This window comes from Psychromonas aquimarina ATCC BAA-1526, assembly GCF_000428725.1.
Classification (GTDB): domain Bacteria; phylum Pseudomonadota; class Gammaproteobacteria; order Enterobacterales; family Psychromonadaceae; genus Psychromonas; species Psychromonas aquimarina.
On the sequence record NZ_AUAM01000008.1, the window covers coordinates 135708 to 158569 of the forward strand.

Below are 22862 nucleotides of genomic sequence, written 5' to 3' on the forward strand. Positions count from 1 at the left end.
CTATGAGTCATAAATGGCAAAATACGTTAATTACACCAAAAAATACAATCCGTGAAGCACTCGAAGTCATTGATCGTGAAGCGCTACGAGGTGCAATCATTGTGGCTCCAAATAATAAGTTATTAGGAGTGGTCAGTGATGGTGATATTCGTAGAGGAATATTATCTGGTATTTCATTAGATGACTGCGTTTCTAAGGTGATGAACACTAAACCAACGACTGCTACGACAGAAGTTAGCAAGGGACAGTTAATTGAGCTAATGGAGTCCAAGGAAATTTTATCAATTCCAATTATTGAAGCTGGTATTGTAGTTGGCTTACAAACATTGCATGAGTCTTTATCAATACAAAAATTAGATAACCCTGTTTTTTTAATGGCTGGCGGATTTGGTACTCGTTTAAGACCGCTAACAAACAATTGCCCGAAACCCCTATTAAAAGTTGGGGATAAACCCATCCTTGAAATTACACTGCTTAACTTTATTAAATCAGGTTTTATTAATTTTTATATTTCTACGCACTATATGCCAGAAATGATCATGAACCATTTTGGTGATGGTTCAAAGTGGGGGGTGAATATTACCTATGTTTATGAAGACTCTCCCCTTGGAACTGGTGGCGCGTTAGGTTTACTGCCTGCTGATTTACCAAAGCTTCCCTTAATTATGATGAATGGGGATATTTTAACCAATGTTAATTTTAAAAAGGTATTAGACTTTCATAACAATGAATCTGCAGATGCTTCAATGTGTGTGCGAGAATATGAATACCAAATTCCTTATGGTGTTATCCAAGGTGATGCAGGAAAAATAACGAGTATGGCAGAAAAGCCAACTCAGTTTTTCCATATTAATGCAGGAATTTACGTTGTTAATCCAGAAGTTATTAAGCAAGTAAAGACAAATGAAAAAATTGATATGCCTACGCTGCTTGAACATAAAATAGAGGCACAAGGTAATGTCATGATGTTTCCTATTCATGAGTATTGGCTGGATATTGGTCGCATGGAAGATTATCAGCGAGCACAAGTTGATATAGTAAGTTTGGGGCTATAGATGAAGAATGGGAATAGAAAAGTCTTAGCAATCATCCCTGCCAGAGGTGGAAGTAAGCGCCTCCCAAGAAAAAATATTTTATCTTTGGCTGGTAAACCCTTGATAGCTTGGAGTATTGACGCTGCAATTGGTAGTCAGATTTTTGATCAAATTATTGTAAATACAGACAATAGTGAAATAGCTGAAATTGCAGAACAATTTGGTGCGACAGTTCCATTCTTGCGTCCCGAAGCTCTTGCAAGTGATACAGCATCAAGCATTGATGTAATTAAACATACTTTGTTATGGTACCTGGAAAAGGGGGTTCATTTTACAGAGGTTGTATTATTGCAAGCAACATCTCCACTACGAAACAGCAATGATATTAAAGAAGCATTTGATATTTATACCGGCAAAGCTGCATCTTCCGTATTGTCTGTTTGCGAAGTTGATCACCCTACACAGTGGTGTAATACACTTGATGATTCTTTATCAATGAATAATTTTGTAAAAGAAAGCAAAAGAAAATCTCGCAGTCAAGATTTTGATAAGGAATTTCGCCTTAATGGTGCTATTTATATTTGGAATGTGGAGCAATTTTTAACTCAAAATGCAGCTATTATAGAGCCTTCATTTGCAAGTATTATGCCTAGAATTCGTTCAATAGATATTGATGAAGAAATTGATTTTAAAATAGCACAGTGCCTATTAGATACTAATTAGTTGATAATAGTATGCTAGGTATTAACTTCAAATGTATGTGGGGGGGGGAGCTTGTTAAAAAAACTTTTTAGCGATTCCATTATTTATGGTATTGGTGATTTTCTTGTTGTCGCGGTAAGTGGTCTGTTTTTACTTCCATATTACACAAGAATGATGACTATTGAAGAGTATGCTATATATGGTGTATTTAGCGCTTCAATTGCAGCAATGACTTTTATTGTTCATTTTGGAATAATTTCTACTTTTGTCAGATGTTACTTTTTACAAAAATCAAATGAAAGCAAAGAAATATATACTGGGCAAGTGATGCTTATACATTTTACTATGGCTTTTATAATACTACTCTTGGCATTTCTTTTTAAAGATTTTATTCTCAATAATATATTGGTTTCCGTTAATGCAAATCTATACAGTTGCATTGTTTTGATATCAATATTTAGTTTTTTGAATGCAATATATTCGGGCTATTTAAGGGTCATAGAAAAGCCTAAGCAATTTCTGATGCTCCAATTGACAACTGTTTTTTTGTATACATCGTTAATTTTTGTGTTTCAGTTCTTTAATTTGAGTTCCCTTAATTCTGTAGTTTTAGCACTTTTATCCAGTACCTTTTTTATCTGGTGTATATCTTTAATTAAGTTACCTTATAAATTTAGTTTTTTTAACCTTATCGATACTGCCAGATCTACTTTTACTTTTGCGTTTCCAATCTTTATCGCATACATAATGTATTTTTGTATAAACAAATATAATGTTTTATTTTTGCAAAACTTTGTTGATAAAGAGCAGTTAGGGTATTTTACATTTGCGTTACAGTTGTCAGCTATAATTGTCATTGTCGCTGGTGCTATCGGTAAAGCTATTCAGCCTGCGCTATATAAATTAAGTGGCGATAACGTCATAAATGCATCAAGGAGGCTCGCTTTATATTACAAATCGATGATGCTTATCATTTCTGCGATTTTAATCTTATTCTCAAATGAAATTATTTTATTGGTCGCTCCCCAACATTTCTTAGGAAGTGAATTTGTGTTTCGAATATTAATACTAAGTTCTCTTATTTATAATTTTAGAACTATCGAGGCAAGTCTCTTTTATTATTTTAATAAACCAAGATATTCGCTTTATATAACCTTTTTTAGTGCTTTAACGGTTATTGTTTTATCTATTTCATTTGTACCTAAATTTGGAATAACAGCATCAGCATATTCTATTCTAGCAGGCAGTACAGTTTCTATGCTGTGTAACATGTTTATTTGTAAAGTGTTCATAGAGGGGAAAGGTTTTGTATTTAAAAATAAAGTTATCGGAATTTAACCTAATTCAAACAACAAGAGGTAATAATGTCATCTCCGAAACATTTACATATTGTGGGTAATGAAATTAAGTTTATTAGGCCATTTGTTAATTATATTAATAATAATTTCAATTCTGATGAGCATTTGTTTTTAATATTGAACTCACAAAAAGAAAGAGTTAATGATATAGCTGGCTTTTCTAATATAAAAATCATTAGACCTTATGACAGTAGCAATGGTTTCATAAGAAAAATGATTTTATTTTTTAAAGTTCCAATGTCAATTATGTTATTGTTTTATTATTTCTCAAAATCAAAAAAAATATACTTGCATGGGCTGTTTGATAAAAAAGTAATTTTGTTTCTTTATATTTTTAATAAATTTGCAAGTAAAACTAATTGGATAATATGGGGGGGAGGGGACATTGATGTTCCTACTGATAAAGAAAATATTAGCCTCTGGTATAAAATTGCGAAAAAAGTAAAAGGCAGTTTTTCTGGTTATATTACCTATCTTCCTGGTGATTATATGCTAGCAAAGCGACTTTATAATGCAAAAGGTGAATTCTATGAATCACTTATGTATGAGAGTAATGTGTTTAATTATACTGAATTAAAAAGTGTAAATGATGATGTTGTACGCATCCAAGTCGGTAATTCAGCCGATCCTGCCAATAACCATTTAGAGATATTTGACAGCCTACAAAAATTTAAACAAGATAATATTAAAGTTTATTGTATCTTGTCATATGGTGAAAAACCTTGGTCAAATGGGTGGACTCAAAAAGTAATTAATAGAGGTAAGGAGCTTTTTGGTGATAAGTTTATACCAATTGTCGATTTTATGGACTTTGAAATTTATTTAGAATTTTTAAGTAAGATTGATATCGCCATTTTTGCACATAAAAGACAGCAAGCCATGGGCAATACTATTAGTTTGTTAGGGTTAGGGAAAAAAGTATATATGAGGAGTGATGTCACATCTTGGGAGTTGTTTAGTTCTATAGGTGTGAAGGCTTTCGATGTAAATGATATTTCTTTGGCTGGGTTGGCATTAAATGAGAAAGAAAATAATATAGAAACAATCAAAAATTTCTTTTCAAAAGAAAAGTATTATCAACAGTTAAAAAATTTATTCGAGGATTATTAATATGCCGTATCTTACTAATGAACAGCTGAATAACCTTGGGCTTAAGTTTTTTGGGAAAAACGTAAAGATTAGTGATAAAGCTAGTATTTATAACCCTGCAACAATAAGTATTAAGGACAATTCAAGGATTGATGATTTTTGTGTCATTTCTGGAAAAGTCTCCATTGGCAGAAATGTTCATATAACTCCAATGTGTTTAATTGCAGGAGGTGAAAAGGGCATTGTGTTAAATGATTTTTCTACCGTAGCCTATGGCGTTAAAGTATTCACTCAATCGGATGATTATTCAGGTGGTGCAATGACAAATTCAACGATACCTGCAGAATTCAAAAATGAGTATAAAAAAGAAGTTGTTTTAGGGAAATATTCAATTGTAGGTGCTGGCTCTATAGTTATGCCCGGGGTCACCTTATCAGAAGGAACTTCAGTTGGTGCAATGTCACTGGTTTTAAAAACAACACAGCCTTGGAGTATTTATGCTGGAAGTCCTGCAATAAAAATAAAAGAAAGGCTGAAAGATTTGTTAAAACTTGAAAAAAAATATTTAAGCAAAAAGAGAGATAGCTAAAATGATACCATTTAATGAACCGCCATTAACTGGAAATGAAGAAAAATATATTTTACGTTCAATTAAAAGTAACAAAATATCAGGTGATGGTGAATTTACAAAATTATGCCATAAATGGTTTGAAAATAAATTGAAGTGTAAGAAAGCTCTTTTAACAACTTCTTGTACTCATGCATTAGAAATGGCTGCAATTTTGATTAATACTCAGCCTGGTGATGAAATTATTATGCCTAGTTATACTTTTGTTAGTACAGCTAATGCATTTGTACTTCGTGGAGCTAAAATTGTTTTTATTGATATTCGTCCAGATACTATGAATATTGATGAAAAACTCATTGAGCAAGCTATAACTGAGAAAACAAAAGCTATTGTGCCTGTGCATTATGCCGGTGTTGCCTGTGAAATGGATACAATTATGGATATCGCAAATCGTCATGGACTTTTTGTGATTGAAGATGCAGCTCAAGGCATGATGAGCTGTTACAAAGGAAAAGCTCTTGGCACAATTGGTCATTTGGGCACCTTTAGTTTTCATGAAACCAAAAACTACACCAGTGCCGGTGAAGGTGGCCTGTTAATTGTCAATAACGAGCAATTTTCCGAACGAGCTGAAATAATTAGAGAAAAAGGAACTAACCGTAGTAAATTTTTCAGAGGAATGGTTGATAAATATTCTTGGGTAGATCTGGGAAGTAGTTATCTTATGAATGATATTAGTGCTGCTTATTTATGGGGGCAGCTTGAAAGAGCTGAGGAAATAAATTGTGATAGATTAAGATCATGGAAAAGATATTCTGAAGGTTTAAAAAAACTATCAAGCAAGGGGGTTATCGAGCTTCCAGCTGTGCCTACTGGTTGCTTACATAATGCTCATATGTTTTATATAAAAGTAAAAGATATAGACACTAGAAGGTCATTGCTCAGTTATTTAAAGCGTAATGATATATTGAGTGTGTTTCATTACGTACCTCTTCACAGTTCATCAGCCGGGTTAATATTCGGCAGGTTTAATGGAAACGATATGTATACAACAAGTCAAAGTGAACGACTTATTAGGTTGCCAATTTATTACGGTTTGGAAAAAGAAAAAATAGATTTTGTTCTAGATAAACTAAATCAATTTTATGAAAACTTATAAGTATACTATGCAAACATTTGAAGACTTCAAGTTATCATTACGCGTTGATCATTTCAGAAATTTTGGCAAAGTAAAAAGTTCTATATTTTTTAAGTTGTTTAATAGGAAATATAAGTTCTTATTTTTATTGCGATTATGTCACTTTATTTACTACCGAAGAACAAAGCATGTAATTGTTAAAGTTATATATAGAGTGTTTCTTTTTTTCTATAATCGTGCCCAGGAACACTTTGGTGTTGAAATAGAGCCCTGGACTAAGATCGGAAAAGGGCTTTTTTTACCACATCTAAATGGTATCGTTTTGAATCCGAATGTTGTTATCGGTGATAACTGCACCATATTACAGCAAGTTACTATTGGGAATAATGGATTTAAAGGTTTAAATGATTTGGCGGTTATCGGAGATAACGTTCAAATTGGGGCCGGCGCAAAAATAATCGGGCCATGTACAATTGGCAGTAACATTACAATAGGTGCAAATGCCGTTGTAACTAAAGATATTTTAGATAATCAAGTTGTAGGAGGTATTCCTGCTTCTTTATTAAGTAATAAGGTATCTAAGATTCATAATCAGTATCTAGGTGAGTAAGCATGCTAAATAAATTAATGAGTAAAATTATAAAAAGGCTAGGTGACAAGAATAGATTAAAAAAAAGCCACTCTCATTTTATAAAAAATAACAAGTTATTTTGGCAGTCTCAAAAGACAAAAAGATGCCATAAGGATAGTAAAAAAATAGTATTAGTAGAAGTATCAGAAAAAAATCCATTTGAACTTGAATCTAATATGCGAGTCGCGAAAACGGTAGAGAAAATTAAAAATTTAAATATTATTGTCTTGTTATCGGCTTCCTCTAAATTCAATGAACCCTATTATAAGCTAGTTAAGTCTTATTTAATTAGTAAAGTTATTTTGTTTTCATTACCAAGTTTAAAAAAAGCTTTGTATTTTGCTGTTAGTTTTTTTGAAGCCATTGGATTATTCAGAAGTATAAAAAACCTTGCTGATATAGAGGGTATTAAATACAAGGATATAACTATTGGCGATTTGATATACGATGCTTATATTCGATTTTCTAATGATAAATACAGTCCAGAAAAAGATTTTATGCTTTTTAAATATATTGTGTCTGCTATTTTTAAATATAAAGTTGTGTCTGCAGTTTTCGATGATAATTCGGTAGAATATTTAATTGTTGCTGATAAATGTTATTTAAACCATGGTGTTTTATATAGAGTGGCGGTACAAAGAGGAATAAAAACATTAATGCCGACAAAAGAGTTGAAATTTCTTCATAAGGATAATGTGACAACCCATTTTTATCATCCGGAAATTTCATTAAGTGACATGGCAGAAAGACTTCAGGGTGTTGATTTTGATAAAGAAGTAGAGTCTTACTTTAAAAAACGATTTTCAGGTAATATTAATGAAATAGATGTTTTAGCTTCATATAAAGATAAAAAAATATATTCTAAAAGTTCAATTGAAAAAATATTATCGTTAGATAAACATAAACAGAATGTCGTGATAATGCCTCACGCATTCAGTGATTTTCCGCATATAGCGAATGGACTATACTGCGATTACTATGTGTGGTTAGTTAATTTGTTGCAGATGGTTAAAGAGCTAGATAATGTAAATTGGGTTATAAAGCCTCATCCAACTTCATATATGTTTAATGAATCAGGTGTTATCGAAAATTTGTTGGGTGAATTAAATATTAATAATGTAAAAATTGTTCCAAATGATATGAATACGGCTACGATTAAAGATTTTGCTGATGTTATTTTAACTGTAAGAGGCACGGCTGGATTGGAGTTTGCAACTTTTGGTATTCCTGTGGTAACCGCTGGAGATGGTTGTTATTCTGGATATGGTATAGATATCAGCTCTGTATCTAAATCAGTTTATGAGAAAACAATTAAGAATTTAGATAAAGTAGTAAAATTAGATAAAGATACAATACATAAAGCCAAGATGGTCTTTTATTATTTATTCATAAAAAAGAATGCGAAATTGAATTATTTGATGGATGATTTCAGTAGTAACCATGCTAACTACGACAATATATTGCTTAATATAGTCAAAAACAATGAAGTAGAGACTATGTTTGAAAATGTTTTATATAAAGAGACTGTTAATGTTTTACAATAATTATTTTTTGTTATTACATTTGGCCTTTGTTGGTTTCTTTTCTGTAAATTTTTACCATTAAAAATAAAATAATTACAATTAATACTGTTTTTAACTTCTTTGGGAGTACCTATGATCTTAATCACCGGCGGAGCTGGTTTTATTGGTAGTGCTGTTGTACGCCATATTATCGAAAATACAAATGATTCTGTAGTTAATGTAGACAAACTTACTTATGCAGGTAATGTTGAATCTGTTGCTACTGTGTCAAACAATGAGCGTTATTATTTTGTGCAGGCTGATATTTGTGATGCTAAGGCAATGACTGAGGTTTTTGAAAAATATAAACCTACATCGGTTATGCATTTGGCCGCTGAGTCGCATGTAGATCGATCTATTGATGGACCAACTGCGTTTATGCAAACTAATATTATGGGGACTTTTGTTTTATTAGAGGCAGCTCGTAGTTACTGGAATAAACTTGAGGGAGCTGAAAAATCAATTTTTCGTTTTCACCATATTTCAACTGATGAAGTTTATGGCGATTTAGAAGGAACTGATGCTCTTTTCAGCGAAGAAACTTCGTATGACCCAAGTTCACCTTATTCTGCTTCTAAAGCATCGAGTGATCATTTAGTAAGAGCTTGGAACCGTACTTATGGTTTGCCTACTATTATCACTAACTGCTCGAACAACTACGGCCCTTATCATTTCCCAGAGAAACTGATCCCGCATATTATTTTAAATGCATTATCAGCGAAAGCATTGCCTATTTATGGTGATGGCAGTCAGATCCGTGACTGGTTATATGTTGAAGATCACGCTCGTGCTCTTTATAAAGTTGTGACTAAAGGTGAGGTAGGAGAAACTTACAACATTGGTGGGCATAACGAGAAGAAGAATATTGAAGTGGTAAAAACATTGTGTTCTTTATTGGATGAGTTAGTGCCAACTTCATCATTTGAAAAAACAGAGCATTTGAAATCTTATAGCGACTTAATCACCTTTGTTACAGATCGCCCCGGGCATGATGTTCGTTATGCAATTGATGCTTCAAAAATTGAGCGTGATTTAGACTGGAAACCTCAAGAGAGTTTTGATACAGGTATTCGCAAAACAGTTGAATGGTATTTGAGTAATGAAAACTGGTGGAAGCGTGTATTAAGCGGTGAATATCAGCTTAAGCGTATTGGAGATAACTAATGGCGGTTAGCTATAAAGGTATTATTCTTGCGGGAGGCTCAGGAAGCCGTTTGCATCCAATCACATTAGGAACATCAAAGCAGCTACTTCCTATTTATGACAAGCCAATGATTTTCTACCCGTTATCAGTATTAATGTTAGCGGGTATAAAAGACATACTGATTATTTCCACGCCGGAGGATCTTCCGAACTTTGAGCGTATGCTTGGTGATGGAAGCCAGTTTGGTATTGAAATTAGTTATAAAGAGCAGCCTTCACCAGACGGATTGGCTCAAGCCTTCATAATCGGCGAAGAGTTTATTGGGAATAGCAATGTCGCATTGGTGCTGGGGGACAATATTTTTTACGGTCAGCATTTTTCAGACAAATTACTTGCTGCAGCCAAGGTTGAAAAAGGAGCTTCGGTTTTTGGTTATCATGTGACCGATCCTGAACGTTTTGGTGTAGTTGAGTTTGATGAAACTGGAAAAGCATTAAGCATTGAAGAAAAACCTGAACAGCCAAAATCAAATTATGCTGTGACCGGGTTGTATTTTTACGATAATGACGTAGTTGAAATAGCCAAATCTATCAAACCATCACACCGTGGTGAATTAGAGATTACTGATGTTAATATTGCTTATCTGAATCGTGGCGACCTGAATGTTGAATTATTAGGTCGTGGGTTTGCTTGGCTTGATACAGGCACCCATGATTCGTTATTAGAAGCCAGTCATTTTGTACAAACTGTTGAGCATCGCCAAGGTTTCAAAGTAGCTTGTTTAGAGGAAATTGCTTACGTGCAGGGTTGGTTGAATAAAAATGAATTACTTGCTCAGGCAGAGAAGCTAAAGAAAACAGGTTACGGTCAGTACTTATTTAATATCGCAAGTGGGGCTGTTTAATGAAATTTATAAATACAAGTATTGAAGATGTCAAAATTATAGAGCCGAAAGTTTTTGGTGATGAACGAGGCTTTTTTATGGAAACATTTCGTGCGGAGCTATTTGCAGAGAAAACAGGTGCAAAACCTTTCGTTCAAGATAATCACAGTAAATCATCACAAGGAATTTTGCGTGGATTGCATTATCAGCAAGATCAAACTCAAGGTAAGCTAGTTCGAGTTATTTCTGGAAGTGTTTATGATGTCGCAGTGGATATGAGAAGATCATCTTCGACTTTTGGTCGGTGGGTTGGTGTTGAGCTATCAAGCGACAATAAACGACAATTATGGATACCGGAAGGTTTTGCTCATGGTTTTTATGTTTTAAGTGAGTCGGCAGAGTTTGTATATAAATGCACTGATTATTATCATCCTGAATCTGATGTCTCTATGAAATGGGATGATTCAGAGGTTGGTATTGAATGGCCTTTAGTGGATGGTAAAGAGCCATTACTTTCAGGTAAAGATGCCAATGCGTTGTCATTTGTAGATTCTCCTAAGTTTAATTGATGCTTGTGAGTGATTCGTTTTCATCACTCATTACGCGACTTCATCCCTCTTAACTCCTTTAAGGAATAATAATGAAAGTTTTAATTACCGGCAAAGGCGGTCAACTTGCTTGGGAGCTTGAGCAGTTAGCGCCCAAAGAGTTTGATGTTATAAGCGTCGGTGTTGATGAGCTTGATATTGCTGATGAAAGCTTGGTTGCAGACTTTATCATCAAAAGCAGACCTGATTTAGTGATTAATGCAGCTGCTTATACTGCTGTTGATCAAGCAGAACAAGACGCTGATACCGCTTATGCTGTTAATGAGCTTGGTGTGAAATATTTAGCGGAGGCATGTAAAAAAATTGGTGCTCGTGTATTGCATATCTCAACAGACTTTGTTTTTGATGGAGCGGCTGCAACACCTTATCAAACAGATGCTCAACCTAACCCTTTAAATGTTTATGGCGCCTCTAAATTGGCTGGTGAGATTGTGCTTAACCAAATATTACCAGAATCCAGTGTTATTGTTCGTACAGCTTGGGTGTACTCTGCTAACGGTAATAATTTTGTAAAAAGCATGTTGCGGCTAATGCAAGAAAAGCCTCAATTAGGGATCATATATGATCAGATTGGCACACCAACCTGGGCTAAAGGCTTAGCCCAGTGGTTATGGATAATTGCTCACAAAGCAGAGGTTATAGGTACTTATCATTGGACCGATGCTGGCGTTGCATCTTGGTATGATTTTGCTATTGCCATTCAAGAATTAGCAATAGCCAAGGGGTTAATAACAGCTGATATTCCTGTTAAACCTATTCCAACAAATGCATACCCAACACCTGCTCAAAGACCCGCATTTTCTATAATAGATAAATCAAGTGCAATAGAGGTTTCCGGTTTAAATACGAAGCATTGGCGTAAACAGCTTTCTGCAATGTTGGATGAGTTAGTTTAGCTATTACTTATGCATTTTTTATTGCTGTTATAAAAAGGTAGTTAATTTTAAGAGAGTTGATTTTGCGTTTTTTTCCATTCATTTGTTTTTTGTTATTTGCTTCTTTCTCTTTTGTATTGCCAGTTATGTTTTTTAATAAACTGTTATTGCTAGTTATGATGGTTTTGTTACTTTTTGGCATGGTTTATAATCAGTGTGACTTTAAGGTGAAAACCTTCTCACCATTTGTTATATTTTTTGTGTTTTTATATTCGTTTGTTGTTTCATTTGGTTTTGAAGTAACTGAAGGATTAAGGAATCAGCTTTTTTTATCTACAGCTATGTTGTTTTTGATATATTTCATTAATCTTTTCAGGATCGATATGAATAAGATAGCTTTATTATCTGGAATTGTGCTGTGTATCGGGACGATACTTCTTATGCTTTCAATTTTATACGAGCTAAATATGGTTTCTGCCTTATTTAAAAGTTATGGTGGAGGGAGTCAGGGGGTACGGGATGTGGGGAATGGTGCACAAGATTTCTTTCGTCTAGGAGGAGTGACATTCTTATTTGTTAGCATTTCTATCGTGTTAAAAAAAATGTTCAAAAAAATTAATTTAGTTGATTTTATATTATTATTATTATTTTTATTTGTCATTATACTTAGTTCGGCGAGATCTTTGCTGGTAGGTGTTTTTCTTGCCCTTGTATTTTTAACTTTAAAAAAAGTTAAACCAATAACCTTATTTTTTCTTGTTGGAATTTGTTTATTGTGTTTTTTATTTATAGCGTTTTTTAGTGATTTTTCAATAGCTATGTTCTCTTTATCTGACGAAGGTACGTCACATAAAATAAAACATGCAATATCTTTTATTGATTGGGTAAATAACTACAACATATTTTTTGGAGAGGGGTTAGCTAGTTTATATTTTTCAAGTGCCTCTAATGAATTTACTTCGCAAACAGAAATAACAATATTAGATAATATAAGATATTTTGGAATTGTTTTAACTATTGTTTTTTATTTCGCAATACTTTTTCCATCTTTTTCTATTGCCCCTTGGAAAGTTGATAATGGGTTTCCACTTGTTGTTATGCTTATTTATATTTTAATGTCAATAACTAATCCAATGTTGGTGAATTCTGTAGGGTTTATTGTGGTTTTATGGTATTGGTCTGAAATTTTACATCATGAGGATAAAAAATAATATGAGGGTAATTGCAGTAATTATTACATTTCATCCAGAACTTACAGCTTTACAAAAAATGATTTGCTCTTTAAAAAAGCAGCACATTAATGCAGTTGTTGTTGATAACTCTCCAAACCAAGTTTTATTAGATTTACCAATACCTAAAGATAATATTATTTATAACTCTCAAAATTTAGGTATTGCAAAAGCACAGAATTTAGGTATAGAAAATGCTTTAAATCAAGGTGCAGATTTTATTTGTTTTTTTGATCAAGATAGCAAAATACCTGAAAATTTTTATTCTGATATGATTTATGGAAAAGATCCTCAGGTTAATTCAGTATTTTGTCCTGTAGTTATAGATGAAAAAACAGGACAAGAGTTACCTAACTTCAAATTATCAAAATTCGGGCTAGGCCAAAAGAGTTACAGCAGAGGTTTGGAAAGTAATTTAAGTGTAGATTTAGCTATTTCTTCTGGAAGTGTTGCAACTGCAAATGTATTTAAAATAGCAGGGCTAATGGATGACAAACTTTTTATTGACCTTGTAGATTTTGAATGGTGTTTTAGGTGTATTAAATATAGTATTCCAATTATTTGTATTCCAACTGTCGAATTGTTGCATAGCATAGGTGACGGGAAAAGTAAGGTGCCACTTGGTGGATCAATACATTCACCTTTTCGAACTTATTACAAAAATAGAAATCCCTTTTATTTATTAAGTAAATCACATATCCCATTTTTGTATTCTTTCAAACTTATTTTGAGTAGTAATATTCAATTGTTCCTTTCTGTTGTGTTTGGAAAGAACAAATGGCAACACTTTATATCAGGTTGCAAAGGAATTCATGACGGGCTTACTTTTTTAATAAAAAAGCAAAAGGGATAACATGAAAATTTCTGTATGTTTAACAACTTACAATGGTGAAAAGTATATATATCAGCAATTACAAAGCATATTGCATCAATTAGGTAAAGAAGATGAGGTGGTTATCTGTGATGATTTATCATCTGACAATACTATAAATATCATTGAGTGTTTGAATGATGATCGTATTAAACTTTATGTAAATGACTACAATTTAGGGCATGTGAGAAATTTCGAGAAAGCAATTCAGCTTTCTAAGAATGATATAATAGTGCTTTCTGATCAGGATGATATTTGGTTTGAAAATAAATTAAAAGTTATTAAAGCTAAATTTAGCTCAAATTCTTCACTAGTACTTTACCATCATGGAATAACCACAGTAACCGAAGATGGGAATATAATAGATAATAACTACAATAACGTTGATATGTCGTTTAATACTTTTTCCTTATTCCGTAAGCTATTCAATATGCTGGTAAAGCAGCATTATTTCGGATGTTGCATGAGTTTTAAGTCAACTCTTAAAAACACAATGCTTCCATTTCCTAAGGTTACGTATGCGCATGATCACTGGATTTCAATTGTCGCTACAATGAATTCTGAAATTGAATGTGATAATCAAAGTTTAATATATTATAGACAACATTCGGCTAATCTCACTCCTAAAAAAAATCTAGGAATAATGAAAAAAATTCAATTCAGATTGAAAGCATTGATAATGACGTTCGTGTCATTTAAAAGGAAGCTTATTTATGTTCAAAAATAAAATTTTATTAATCACAGGTGGTACAGGTTCATTTGGTAATGCCGTCTTAAATCGTTTTTTGGAAACGGAAATTAAAGAAATTCGTATTTTTTCTCGTGATGAGAAAAAACAAGATGATATGCGAAAAAAATTTAATTCAGATAAATTGAAGTTTTATATCGGTGATGTGCGTGATTATCAAAGTATTTCAAATGCAATGCGGGGTGTCGATTTTGTCTTCCATGCGGCTGCCCTTAAGCAAGTTCCATCTTGTGAGTTTTACCCGCTAGAAGCCGTTAAAACAAATGTGCTCGGTACTGAAAATGTATTAGAAGCTGCAATTAATTATGGTGTTAAAAATGTAGTTTGCTTAAGTACAGATAAAGCGGTTTACCCTATTAACGCAATGGGTATATCAAAAGCTATGATGGAAAAAGTAATTGTTGCTAAATCACGGAATGTTCCAGAAAATATGACTATTTGTACTACTCGTTACGGTAATGTAATGGCATCTCGTGGTAGTGTTATTCCTTTATTTGTTCGTCAAATAATAGAAGGTTCTCCTATTACAGTAACAGATCCTAGTATGACTCGTTTTATGATGACTTTAGATGATGCTGTTGATTTAGTTTTGCATGCATTTAAACATGGTAGCAATGGCGATATTTTTGTTCAAAAAGCACCTGGTGCAACCATTGATGTGTTAACAAAAGCAATTTTTAGTTTAATGGATAAGCCTAATCATCAAGTAAATGTAATTGGCACACGTCACGGTGAAAAGTTATTTGAAGCATTATGTAGTCGCGAAGAAATGTTTGTAGCACAAGATCAAGGTGATTATTACCGAGTTCCTGCTGATAATAGAGATTTGAATTATTCTCAATATATGGAAGAGGGTGATAAAGATCTTTCTAAAGTAGAGGATTATAATTCTCACAATACTCAGCGTTTAGATGTTGATGGAATGAAGGATTTATTAAGAAAACTTGATTTTATGCGAGACATTGAATCTGGAAATTTAATTGTTCCAGAAGGTGTATAAATGAAAATTTTAGTTACAGGTGCAGATGGTTTTATCGGTCGAAATTTATGTGTATTCTTAAAAGAAGCTGGTTATGAGTCATTATCAACCATCACCCTTGATGATTCAAAAGAAGATATTTTAAATAAAGTTGAACAGGCTGATTTTATTTATCATTTAGCAGGGATTAATCGCCCTGAAAGTGAAGATGAATTTAAAAAAGGTAATACAGATTTAACTGTTCTGATTGTTGATCAGCTAGTATCTTGTGGTAAAAAAACTCCTATTGTTTTAACGTCTTCTATTCAGGCTAGTCTAGATAACGCTTATGGTGCTAGTAAAGCTGGAGCGGAGGAAGTTCTAAAAGATTATCGAGAAAAAACTGGAACAGAAGTTTATATTTACCGTCTTCCAAATGTGTTTGGCAAATGGTGTCGTCCTAACTACAACTCTGCTGTTGCTACTTTTTGTTATAACACAATTAATGATTTACCAATTACTATTCATAATGCTGATGCGCAATTAAACCTTGTGTATATTGATGATGTTTGTAAAAACTTTGTTCGCCTATTAGAAGGCTCAATTGTGAATAGCCAATATTGTGAAATATCCCCTATTTATAGAACAACAGTTGGAGAAGTAGTAGACTTATTGACTAAGTTTAAAGGCAGTCGCGATTCTATTGTTACTGAAAAAGTAGGAACTGATTTTATTCGTGCTTTATATTCAACATATCTTAGTTATTTTGAACCGTCACAGTTTTCTTATTCGGTAACTCGGCACGGTGATGAACGCGGCACCTTTGTTGAGATGCTTAAAACAAAAGACTCTGGTCAATTCTCTTTCTTTACTGCTCATCCTGGTATTACCAGAGGTGGACATTATCACCATACTAAAACTGAAAAATTTTTAGTTATTAAAGGCAAGGCATCATTTAAGTTTAAACATATTATCACTGGCGAGTCTTATGAGTTGCTTGTTGATGGAGAAGAGTCACAAATAGTTGAAACAGCTCCTGGTTGGTCACATGATATAACAAATATCGGTGAAGATGAGCTAATTGTAATGTTATGGGCTAATGAAATATTTGATCGTGAAAATCCAGATACGATTAATTTTAAGGTTTAAGTAATGAAAAAATTAAAAGTTGTAAGTGTTGTAGGCACGCGCCCTGAAATTATTCGTTTATCACGGGTTCTTTCTAAGTTAGATGAGCATTGTGAGCATATTCTTGTTCACACTGGTCAAAATTATGACTATGAATTAAATCAAATCTTTTTTGATGATCTCGGTGTACGTAAGCCTGATTATTTCTTAAATGCTGCAGGTAAAAATGCATCAGAAACAATTGGTCAAATTATTATTTCGGTTGATGAAGTACTTGAAAAAATAAAGCCAGAAGCACTTTTAGTTTTAGGTGATACTAATAGCTGTTTATCTGCAATCCCTGCAAAACGTCGTAAAATTCCTATTTTCCATATGGAAGCTGGTAATCGTTGCTTTGATATGCGTGTGCCGGAAGAAATTAATCGTAGAATTGTTGATCATACCGCTGATGTTAATCTTACATACAGCGATATAGCTCGTGAATACTTACTCGCAGAGGGCTTGCCTGCAGACAGAACAATTAAAACTGGCAGTCCTATGTGTGAAGTTTTGACACATTATAGTGATGAAATTGATGCTTCTGATGTACTTTCAAGATTAGACTTAATATCAGGAAAATATTTTATTGTAAGTGCGCATAGAGAAGAAAATATTGATTCAGATGTTAACTTAGATAAGTTGGCATTAACATTAAATACAGTTGCAGAAATTTATAATGAACCTGTAATTGTATCGACGCATCCTAGAACGCAAAAACGAATTGATGCTAAGCAAATCAAATTCCATCCATTAGTTCAATTATTAAAACCACTTGGTTTTAAAGATTACGTGAAACTACAAAAAGAAGCTCGCGCTGTTCTTTCTGATAGTGGAACAATCAATGAGGAATCATCAATTCTTAACTTCCCCGCCCTTAATCTTCGTGAAGCACATGAGCGACCAGAGGGAATGGAAGAAGCTGCTGTTATGATGGTTGGACTTGAGCCTGAAAGAGTAGTGCAAACATTACAAATTTTAGAGACTCAAAGCCGAGGAACAGAGCGCTCATTACGTCAAGTTGCTGATTATTCTATGCCAAATGTATCAGACAAGGTTGTGAGAATTATTCATTCTTATACTGATTATGTTAATCGTGTTGTATGGAAGAAGTCTTAAATGCATTTAGCTATTATTGGTGATGATAGCCTGCCCAATAGCACCTTAGTTCATGCAAAAATGTTGCATGAACTTGCTTCTGAATTAAAAAAACAGGGGCATACTGTTGTTATTATTGCGCCTGGTAAGCCAAAGCAAGAAAAACGATTAGACATTTCCAGTCTTGATGGTAATACTTATTGGAAGTTCAAAAGTGGAAAATTAAGGGGGGAGGGCAAGTTTAAACGAGCGATCAATGAAACATTGTTATCATTCAATGCTTGGCTTGCTATACCTCATATAGTTGAAAAAGAACCATTTGACGGAGTTATCTATTATTCACCGTCTATTTTTTTTGGTCCTTTAGTAAATAAAATAAAGGCTAAAAACAGATGTAAATCTTACTTGATTTTACGTGATATGTTTCCGCAATGGGCTGTTGATGAGGGCTTAATAAAAAAAGGCTCTCTTATTGAAAAATATTTTTGCTATTTTGAAAATGTTAATTATTGCGCATCAGATTCTATCGGCTTAATGTCACCTAAAAATTTAACTTTGTTTACAGATAAGCACCAAGATAAATTTAATACACACGTATTATATAATTGGGCTGACACTACTGCTTCTTTGCAACGGGATGGGAATGCCGATTTAAGAGAAACCTATGGCTTGCAAGGTAAGGTTATTTTCTTTTACGGTGGAAATATTGGTCATGCGCAAGACATGGGAAATTTATTACGCTTAGCACGTTCCATGAAAGAAATTACTAATGCGCATTTCCTTTTTCTCGGGCAAGGAGATGAAGTTGATTTAGTAAAAGAAACCATCGAATCTCAACGTTTATCAAATACCACCTTATTGGCATCTGTTTCCCAAGAGAGGTATAAGCAAATATTAACGCAAGTTGATGTGGGACTTTTCTCTTTAGCTGCATCACACAAAACCCATAATTTTCCAGGTAAATTGCTTGGTTATATGGTTGAATCATTGCCTATTTTAGGCAGTATTAATGAAGGGAATGATTTAAGTGAATTTATTACTGATGCGGATGCCGGCTTTATTTTGGTAAATGGTCAAGACGCTGAGTTTTTTGAAGCCGCAAAAATTTTAGCTGTCGATGAAAAGCGCAGAAAGCAGATTGGCAATAATGCTAACCGCTTACTTGCGACTCACTTTTCAGTAGAGTCAGCGGCAAATACAATTATAAGCAATTTAAAGTTATGATCTTTATCTAGGGAGGGGGGATGGAAATTGTTTTAACCGGCATTAGTGGTTTTGTTGGGCAGGCTCTTCTGCCAAATTTGCTCAGCAAACAATATAATATACGAGCTGCTGTTCGAAGCTTAAATGAAAGGTTAAATGGGCAAGTTTCTCAATATTCTATTGATAATATCTGTAAAAATCAGGACTGGGAAAGGATTGTAATTAACGCCGATATTGTTATCCACTGCGCTGCTCGTGTTCATATCATGAATGATGCTTCTACTAATCCATTAGATGAATTCCGAGCAGTAAATACCTACGGTACACTTAACCTTGCACAGCAAGCCGCTGATGCTGGTGTTAAACGTTTTATATTTATTAGTTCTGTTAAAGTAAACGGTGAATCTACAGAGCTTGGTCGGCCATTTAAGCCTGATTGTAGCTTTGTGCCAACAGAACCATATGGGCTGAGCAAATATGAAGCTGAAATCGGTTTACGTAAGATTGCAGATAATACTGGAATGGAAGTAGTTATAATTCGCCCGCCTTTGGTTTATGGGGCAGGTGTAAAAGCCAATTTCGCTTCTATGATGCATTGGGTGAATAAAGGTGTTCCTTTACCATTAGGTGGTATTAAAAATAATATACGTAGTTTGGTATCAGTTGATAATCTTGTTGATTTAATTGTAACTTGTATCGAGCACCCTAAAGCAGCAAATCAGACCTTTTTAGTGTCTGATGATAATGATGTTTCTACTACTGGTTTGTTAGAACATATGGCTATAGCGTTAGATGTTCCTAGTCGATTATTAACAATACCAAGTTCATGGTTTACTTTTTTTGCTAAATTAATTGGTAAGCCTGCAATATCACAGCGTTTATGTGGTTCTTTGCAAGTCGATATATCAAAGACAAAAAAGCTGTTAAACTGGCAACCACCTTATAGCATTGCTGAATGTATGAAAAAAACAGCAGTTGCATTTATTAAAAACAATAGAAAGTAATTGATACTATGAATTTTTTTTTAATTAGAACTCTAGATTTTATCATGGCTTTTTGTGGTCTTATGATTACATTTCCAATTCTTATGGTTGTGACCATTATTGGTTATTTTGATACTAAATCTCCTATTTTCATTCAGAAGCGAGTGGGGAAAAATAAGCGTCCTTTCAAGCTTATTAAATTCCGTACTATGTCGGTCGACACAAAATCTGTAGCGAGTCATCTTGCGAGTACAGCATCGATCACTAGGTTAGGTTCATTTTTACGTAAATCTAAAATTGATGAACTTCCACAGTTAATCAATGTATTAAAAGGGGAAATGAGTTTTGTCGGACCTCGTCCAAACTTATTTAACCAGGAAGAGTTAATTGCTGAACGAGATAGTCGTGGAGTCTATGATGTACTGCCAGGTATTACAGGCCTTGCACAAGTTAATACTATTGATATGTCGACACCTAAGTTACTTGCTGAAACAGATCAAGAAATGATTAAGGCATTAACCGTTAAAGATTATTTTAAATATATTATTATGACGGCAACAGGAAGTGGTTCCGGGGATCGTGTTAAATAATTTACATCATTTAATTGTCTTTTATGATATGTTGTTTTTTTATTAGCCTTACATGTGATTTATAGGGCTTTAACCTCTAACTTCGTTTAGGCAAGGCCCTATGTTTTTTATTGATTCTGTTTTATCCACACCACGCATTTGTAAGCGTATTATCAGTGTTTTTATTGACGCACTTTTTATTTGTGTCGCTTTTTTCGGTGCATTCTCTACACGTTTAGGTGATTTGAATTTTTTTAAAACTGACCAATACTGGCAAGTACTGCTTACTCTTTCAATTACAACCCTTTTATTCTTTTCTAAGGTAGGGTTGTATCGGGCTATTTTACGTTTTTTAAGCGTGCATGCGCTGTTAACTATTGTTATCAGCTGTTTTATATCTGCATTGTTAGTTATTGTTTTTGGTTATTATTTTGATGTGTTTATTCCTCGCTCAGTCCCTATTCTTTACGGGACTTACCTTATTTTACTCTGTGGTGGTGCGCGGTTATTTGTACGAGTGATTGTTGCTCAACAGAATAATAAACAAAAAACGCGGGTGATTATTTACGGTGCAGGTGATTCTGGCCGCCAATTGGTCAATTTATTACGTCAAGGAAATGAGTTTCATCCTGTTGCATTTATTGACGATGAGAAAAAACTGTTTAAAAGTGTTGTTAACGGTCTTACGGTATTCAGTAGTAAAAACTTAAGTTGCTTAGTTTCGAAAACTCGTGCAATTAAAGTGCTGTTAGCAATGCCCAGTGCGACTCGCTCACAACGTAAAGTGATTATTGACTCTCTGGTTGATTTACCGGTAGAAGTGAAATCAATTCCAAGTTTTGATGAAATTTTAAATGGTTCGGCACCCATCGATCAATTACGTGATGTACCTATTGAAGATTTATTAGGACGAGATTGCGTTCCAGCTAAAGCAGAGCTTCTTGAAGCTAATATCAAAAATAAAATAGTGATGGTAACGGGAGCTGGCGGCTCTATTGGTTCTGAGCTTTGTCGTCAAATAATACATCAATCACCTAGTTCCTTGGTATTATTCGAACTTTCTGAGTTCTCTTTATATCAAATAGATAAAGAGTTATCGGAGCTTGTTGCATCACAAGGTCTAGATGTAAAAATTATTCCTCTGTTAGGCTCTGTTCAGCGCTTGACTCGTTTAAAAGCTGTGTTAAAAAGCTTTAAAGTGCACACTCTTTATCATGCAGCTGCTTATAAACATGTTCCATTAGTTGAATATAATGTGGTTGAAGGGGTGCGAAATAATGTTTTCGGTACTTATTATACCGCACTTGCTGCGATTGAGGCTGAAGTTGAATCTTTTGTTTTGATTTCAACAGACAAAGCGGTTAGACCAACTAATGTAATGGGGACAACCAAGAGAATGGCAGAGTTGACATTACAGTCGTTAGCCGCTGAAAATAGTAAAACACGCTTTTGTATGGTGCGATTTGGTAACGTATTGGGATCTTCTGGTTCTGTCATTCCGTTATTTAAACGTCAAATAGCAGAGGGTGATCATGTCACTATTACTCATCCAGATATAATTCGTTATTTTATGACGATTCCTGAAGCCGCTGGGTTGGTTATACAAGCAGGTGCAATGGGTAAAGGTGGGGATGTTTTTGTATTGGATATGGGCGAGCCAGTAAAGATTGTTGATTTAGCGACCAACCTGATTAAGCTTTCTGGTTTAGAAGTGAAATCCCAAGAAAACCCACTTGGCGATATTGATATCAAATTTACAGGATTACGACCAGGTGAAAAATTATTTGAAGAGTTGTTGATTGGCGATGGTGTAATGGGGACAGAACACGAACGAATAATGACAGCTAATGAAAGCTTCTTGCCTTATTGTGAATATAAAGAAATTTTAGAGAGGTTAGACAAAGCTTGTCACAATTTTGATCATGAGCAGATACGTAAAATTTTATTATCCACACCAACTGGTTTTAACCCAACCGATGGTATCGGTGATTTGGTTTGGAAGGTTAACCAGTAGTACTCTTGTCAAGTACAACCGTACACTGGCGCAAACAGTTATCATGTGCTTCACCACCTCTGGAACTGGGGGCCAGCGTTTTCGTTTTGTTAATGACAGACATCAAGCGAATCCAGATGGTATAATTTATTCACCCATTGATTACATTAAACTGCCAGATTGGACGGTGAGAGTACTCAGAATTGATAAATATGGTGTTATTCCTACTAATCACCCGTCATTATTAAATTCATTGGCATTGTTGATGATACATGGATAGAGCTTGTAAGTGGTTTTGGCAAAGATTATCAGAGATTGTCGGTTCATTGGAAAATAGGTATTATTTGTCACGCATACCAGTAAATATTGGATAGCAAGTAAAAATGCTTTACTACGATGTTTACACTGATTTTTTGTTTAGATGTACGATGAGATATTGAAGCCGATAGTTGCA

The 22862-nt window shown here is 34.0% G+C and carries 22 protein-coding genes; all 22 read left to right on the forward strand.

The features are described from left to right. The first annotated feature begins 2 nt into the window (after positions 1–2). Positions 3–1055 carry a nucleotidyltransferase family protein gene (locus G337_RS0101735; protein WP_028862342.1) on the forward strand — a complete coding sequence of 351 codons (1053 nt, stop codon included), beginning with the start codon at positions 3–5 and terminating at the stop codon, positions 1053–1055. After that, positions 1056–1757 carry an acylneuraminate cytidylyltransferase family protein gene (locus G337_RS0101740; protein WP_028862343.1) on the forward strand — a complete coding sequence of 234 codons (702 nt, stop codon included), beginning with the start codon at positions 1056–1058 and terminating at the stop codon, positions 1755–1757. 51 nt (positions 1758–1808) lie between these two features. Next, the gene (locus G337_RS0101745; protein WP_028862344.1) at positions 1809–3074 is read left to right on the forward strand and encodes a lipopolysaccharide biosynthesis protein; all 1266 of its coding nucleotides are present in this window, start codon (positions 1809–1811) and stop codon (positions 3072–3074) included. Positions 3075–3100: 26 nt separating this feature from the next. After that, positions 3101–4204 (forward strand): TDP-N-acetylfucosamine:lipid II N-acetylfucosaminyltransferase family protein, encoded by a 1104-nt coding sequence (locus G337_RS0101750; protein WP_028862345.1) that lies wholly within the window; start codon positions 3101–3103, stop codon positions 4202–4204. Position 4205: 1 nt separating this feature from the next. Then, entirely contained in the window at positions 4206–4772 is a 567-nt protein-coding gene (locus G337_RS0101755; protein ID WP_028862346.1) for an acyltransferase, read from the forward strand. Position 4773: 1 nt separating this feature from the next. Then, positions 4774–5910, forward strand: coding sequence for a dTDP-4-amino-4,6-dideoxygalactose transaminase (rffA, locus tag G337_RS0101760; protein WP_028862347.1), 1137 nt, complete (start codon positions 4774–4776; stop codon positions 5908–5910). A gap of 7 nt (positions 5911–5917) precedes the next feature. Further along, complete coding sequence (locus G337_RS0101765) at positions 5918–6499, forward strand: serine acetyltransferase (protein WP_028862348.1); 582 nt, start codon at positions 5918–5920, stop codon at positions 6497–6499. Positions 6500–6501: 2 nt separating this feature from the next. Then, complete coding sequence (locus tag G337_RS0101770; RefSeq protein WP_028862349.1) at positions 6502–8064, forward strand: capsular polysaccharide export protein, LipB/KpsS family; 1563 nt, start codon at positions 6502–6504, stop codon at positions 8062–8064. 111 nt (positions 8065–8175) lie between these two features. Then, entirely contained in the window at positions 8176–9246 is a 1071-nt protein-coding gene (rfbB, locus tag G337_RS0101775) for a dTDP-glucose 4,6-dehydratase (protein ID WP_028862350.1), read from the forward strand. Further along, positions 9246–10130 (forward strand): glucose-1-phosphate thymidylyltransferase RfbA, encoded by an 885-nt coding sequence (rfbA, locus tag G337_RS0101780; protein ID WP_028862351.1) that lies wholly within the window; start codon positions 9246–9248, stop codon positions 10128–10130. Before rfbB ends, rfbA begins: the two co-directional genes overlap by 1 nt. Beyond that, positions 10130–10678: a dTDP-4-dehydrorhamnose 3,5-epimerase gene (rfbC, locus tag G337_RS0101785; protein ID WP_028862352.1), complete on the forward strand. Its 549-nt coding sequence runs from the start codon at positions 10130–10132 to the stop codon at positions 10676–10678. Before rfbA ends, rfbC begins: the two co-directional genes overlap by 1 nt. 71 nt (positions 10679–10749) lie before the next feature. Then, a complete protein-coding gene (gene rfbD, locus G337_RS0101790) occupies positions 10750–11613 on the forward strand; it encodes a dTDP-4-dehydrorhamnose reductase (protein ID WP_028862353.1) in 864 nt (287 codons plus the stop codon). 362 nt (positions 11614–11975) lie between these two features. Then, complete coding sequence (locus tag G337_RS0101800; protein ID WP_157619163.1) at positions 11976–12803, forward strand: hypothetical protein; 828 nt, start codon at positions 11976–11978, stop codon at positions 12801–12803. 1 nt (position 12804) lies between these two features. Beyond that, positions 12805–13674, forward strand: a complete 870-nt coding sequence (locus G337_RS25350; protein WP_051302884.1) for a glycosyltransferase family 2 protein — start codon at positions 12805–12807, stop codon at positions 13672–13674. Between the two features lies 1 nt (position 13675). Beyond that, positions 13676–14419, forward strand: a complete 744-nt coding sequence (locus G337_RS0101810) for a glycosyltransferase (protein ID WP_028862355.1) — start codon at positions 13676–13678, stop codon at positions 14417–14419. Then, the gene (locus tag G337_RS0101815) at positions 14406–15440 is read left to right on the forward strand and encodes a polysaccharide biosynthesis protein (protein ID WP_028862356.1); all 1035 of its coding nucleotides are present in this window, start codon (positions 14406–14408) and stop codon (positions 15438–15440) included. The genes G337_RS0101810 and G337_RS0101815 overlap by 14 nt, the downstream gene beginning before the upstream one ends. Further along, on the forward strand, positions 15441–16547 hold the full coding sequence (gene wbjC, locus G337_RS0101820) for a UDP-2-acetamido-2,6-beta-L-arabino-hexul-4-ose reductase (RefSeq protein WP_028862357.1): 1107 nt from the start codon (positions 15441–15443) through the stop codon (positions 16545–16547). A gap of 3 nt (positions 16548–16550) precedes the next feature. Beyond that, a complete protein-coding gene (gene wecB, locus G337_RS0101825) occupies positions 16551–17681 on the forward strand; it encodes a non-hydrolyzing UDP-N-acetylglucosamine 2-epimerase (protein WP_028862358.1) in 1131 nt (376 codons plus the stop codon). Beyond that, entirely contained in the window at positions 17682–18884 is a 1203-nt protein-coding gene (locus tag G337_RS0101830; protein ID WP_028862359.1) for a glycosyltransferase family 4 protein, read from the forward strand. Positions 18885–18904: 20 nt separating this feature from the next. Further along, positions 18905–19867, forward strand: coding sequence for a UDP-glucose 4-epimerase family protein (locus G337_RS0101835; RefSeq protein WP_028862360.1), 963 nt, complete (start codon positions 18905–18907; stop codon positions 19865–19867). Between the two features lie 8 nt (positions 19868–19875). Further along, the gene (locus G337_RS0101840; protein ID WP_028862361.1) at positions 19876–20436 is read left to right on the forward strand and encodes a sugar transferase; all 561 of its coding nucleotides are present in this window, start codon (positions 19876–19878) and stop codon (positions 20434–20436) included. Positions 20437–20536: 100 nt separating this feature from the next. Beyond that, the gene (locus tag G337_RS0101845) at positions 20537–22429 is read left to right on the forward strand and encodes a polysaccharide biosynthesis protein (protein ID WP_028862362.1); all 1893 of its coding nucleotides are present in this window, start codon (positions 20537–20539) and stop codon (positions 22427–22429) included. Positions 22430–22862: the final 433 nt, after the last annotated feature.

Excerpts from the sequence above, each read along its gene's own strand:
- rfbB (WP_028862350.1), top strand. The coding sequence starts at position 8,176 with ATGATCTTAATCACCGGCGGAGCTGGTTTTATTGGTAGTGCTGTTGTA.
- wecB (WP_028862358.1), top strand. The coding sequence starts at position 16,551 with ATGAAAAAATTAAAAGTTGTAAGTGTTGTAGGCACGCGCCCTGAAATT.
- rfbA (WP_028862351.1), top strand. The coding sequence starts at position 9,246 with ATGGCGGTTAGCTATAAAGGTATTATTCTTGCGGGAGGCTCAGGAAGC.
- rffA (WP_028862347.1), top strand. The coding sequence starts at position 4,774 with ATGATACCATTTAATGAACCGCCATTAACTGGAAATGAAGAAAAATAT.
- G337_RS0101845 (WP_028862362.1), top strand. The coding sequence starts at position 20,537 with ATGTTTTTTATTGATTCTGTTTTATCCACACCACGCATTTGTAAGCGT.
- rfbD (WP_028862353.1), top strand. The coding sequence starts at position 10,750 with ATGAAAGTTTTAATTACCGGCAAAGGCGGTCAACTTGCTTGGGAGCTT.
- G337_RS0101740 (WP_028862343.1), top strand. The coding sequence starts at position 1,056 with ATGAAGAATGGGAATAGAAAAGTCTTAGCAATCATCCCTGCCAGAGGT.
- G337_RS25350 (WP_051302884.1), top strand. The coding sequence starts at position 12,805 with ATGAGGGTAATTGCAGTAATTATTACATTTCATCCAGAACTTACAGCT.
- G337_RS0101765 (WP_028862348.1), top strand. The coding sequence starts at position 5,918 with ATGCAAACATTTGAAGACTTCAAGTTATCATTACGCGTTGATCATTTC.
- G337_RS0101770 (WP_028862349.1), top strand. The coding sequence starts at position 6,502 with ATGCTAAATAAATTAATGAGTAAAATTATAAAAAGGCTAGGTGACAAG.
- G337_RS0101840 (WP_028862361.1), top strand. The coding sequence starts at position 19,876 with ATGAATTTTTTTTTAATTAGAACTCTAGATTTTATCATGGCTTTTTGT.
- G337_RS0101810 (WP_028862355.1), top strand. The coding sequence starts at position 13,676 with ATGAAAATTTCTGTATGTTTAACAACTTACAATGGTGAAAAGTATATA.
- G337_RS0101755 (WP_028862346.1), top strand. The coding sequence starts at position 4,206 with ATGCCGTATCTTACTAATGAACAGCTGAATAACCTTGGGCTTAAGTTT.
- G337_RS0101835 (WP_028862360.1), top strand. The coding sequence starts at position 18,905 with ATGGAAATTGTTTTAACCGGCATTAGTGGTTTTGTTGGGCAGGCTCTT.
- G337_RS0101800 (WP_157619163.1), top strand. The coding sequence starts at position 11,976 with ATGAATAAGATAGCTTTATTATCTGGAATTGTGCTGTGTATCGGGACG.
- G337_RS0101735 (WP_028862342.1), top strand. The coding sequence starts at position 3 with ATGAGTCATAAATGGCAAAATACGTTAATTACACCAAAAAATACAATC.
- G337_RS0101815 (WP_028862356.1), top strand. The coding sequence starts at position 14,406 with ATGTTCAAAAATAAAATTTTATTAATCACAGGTGGTACAGGTTCATTT.
- rfbC (WP_028862352.1), top strand. The coding sequence starts at position 10,130 with ATGAAATTTATAAATACAAGTATTGAAGATGTCAAAATTATAGAGCCG.
- G337_RS0101750 (WP_028862345.1), top strand. The coding sequence starts at position 3,101 with ATGTCATCTCCGAAACATTTACATATTGTGGGTAATGAAATTAAGTTT.
- G337_RS0101830 (WP_028862359.1), top strand. The coding sequence starts at position 17,682 with ATGCATTTAGCTATTATTGGTGATGATAGCCTGCCCAATAGCACCTTA.
- wbjC (WP_028862357.1), top strand. The coding sequence starts at position 15,441 with ATGAAAATTTTAGTTACAGGTGCAGATGGTTTTATCGGTCGAAATTTA.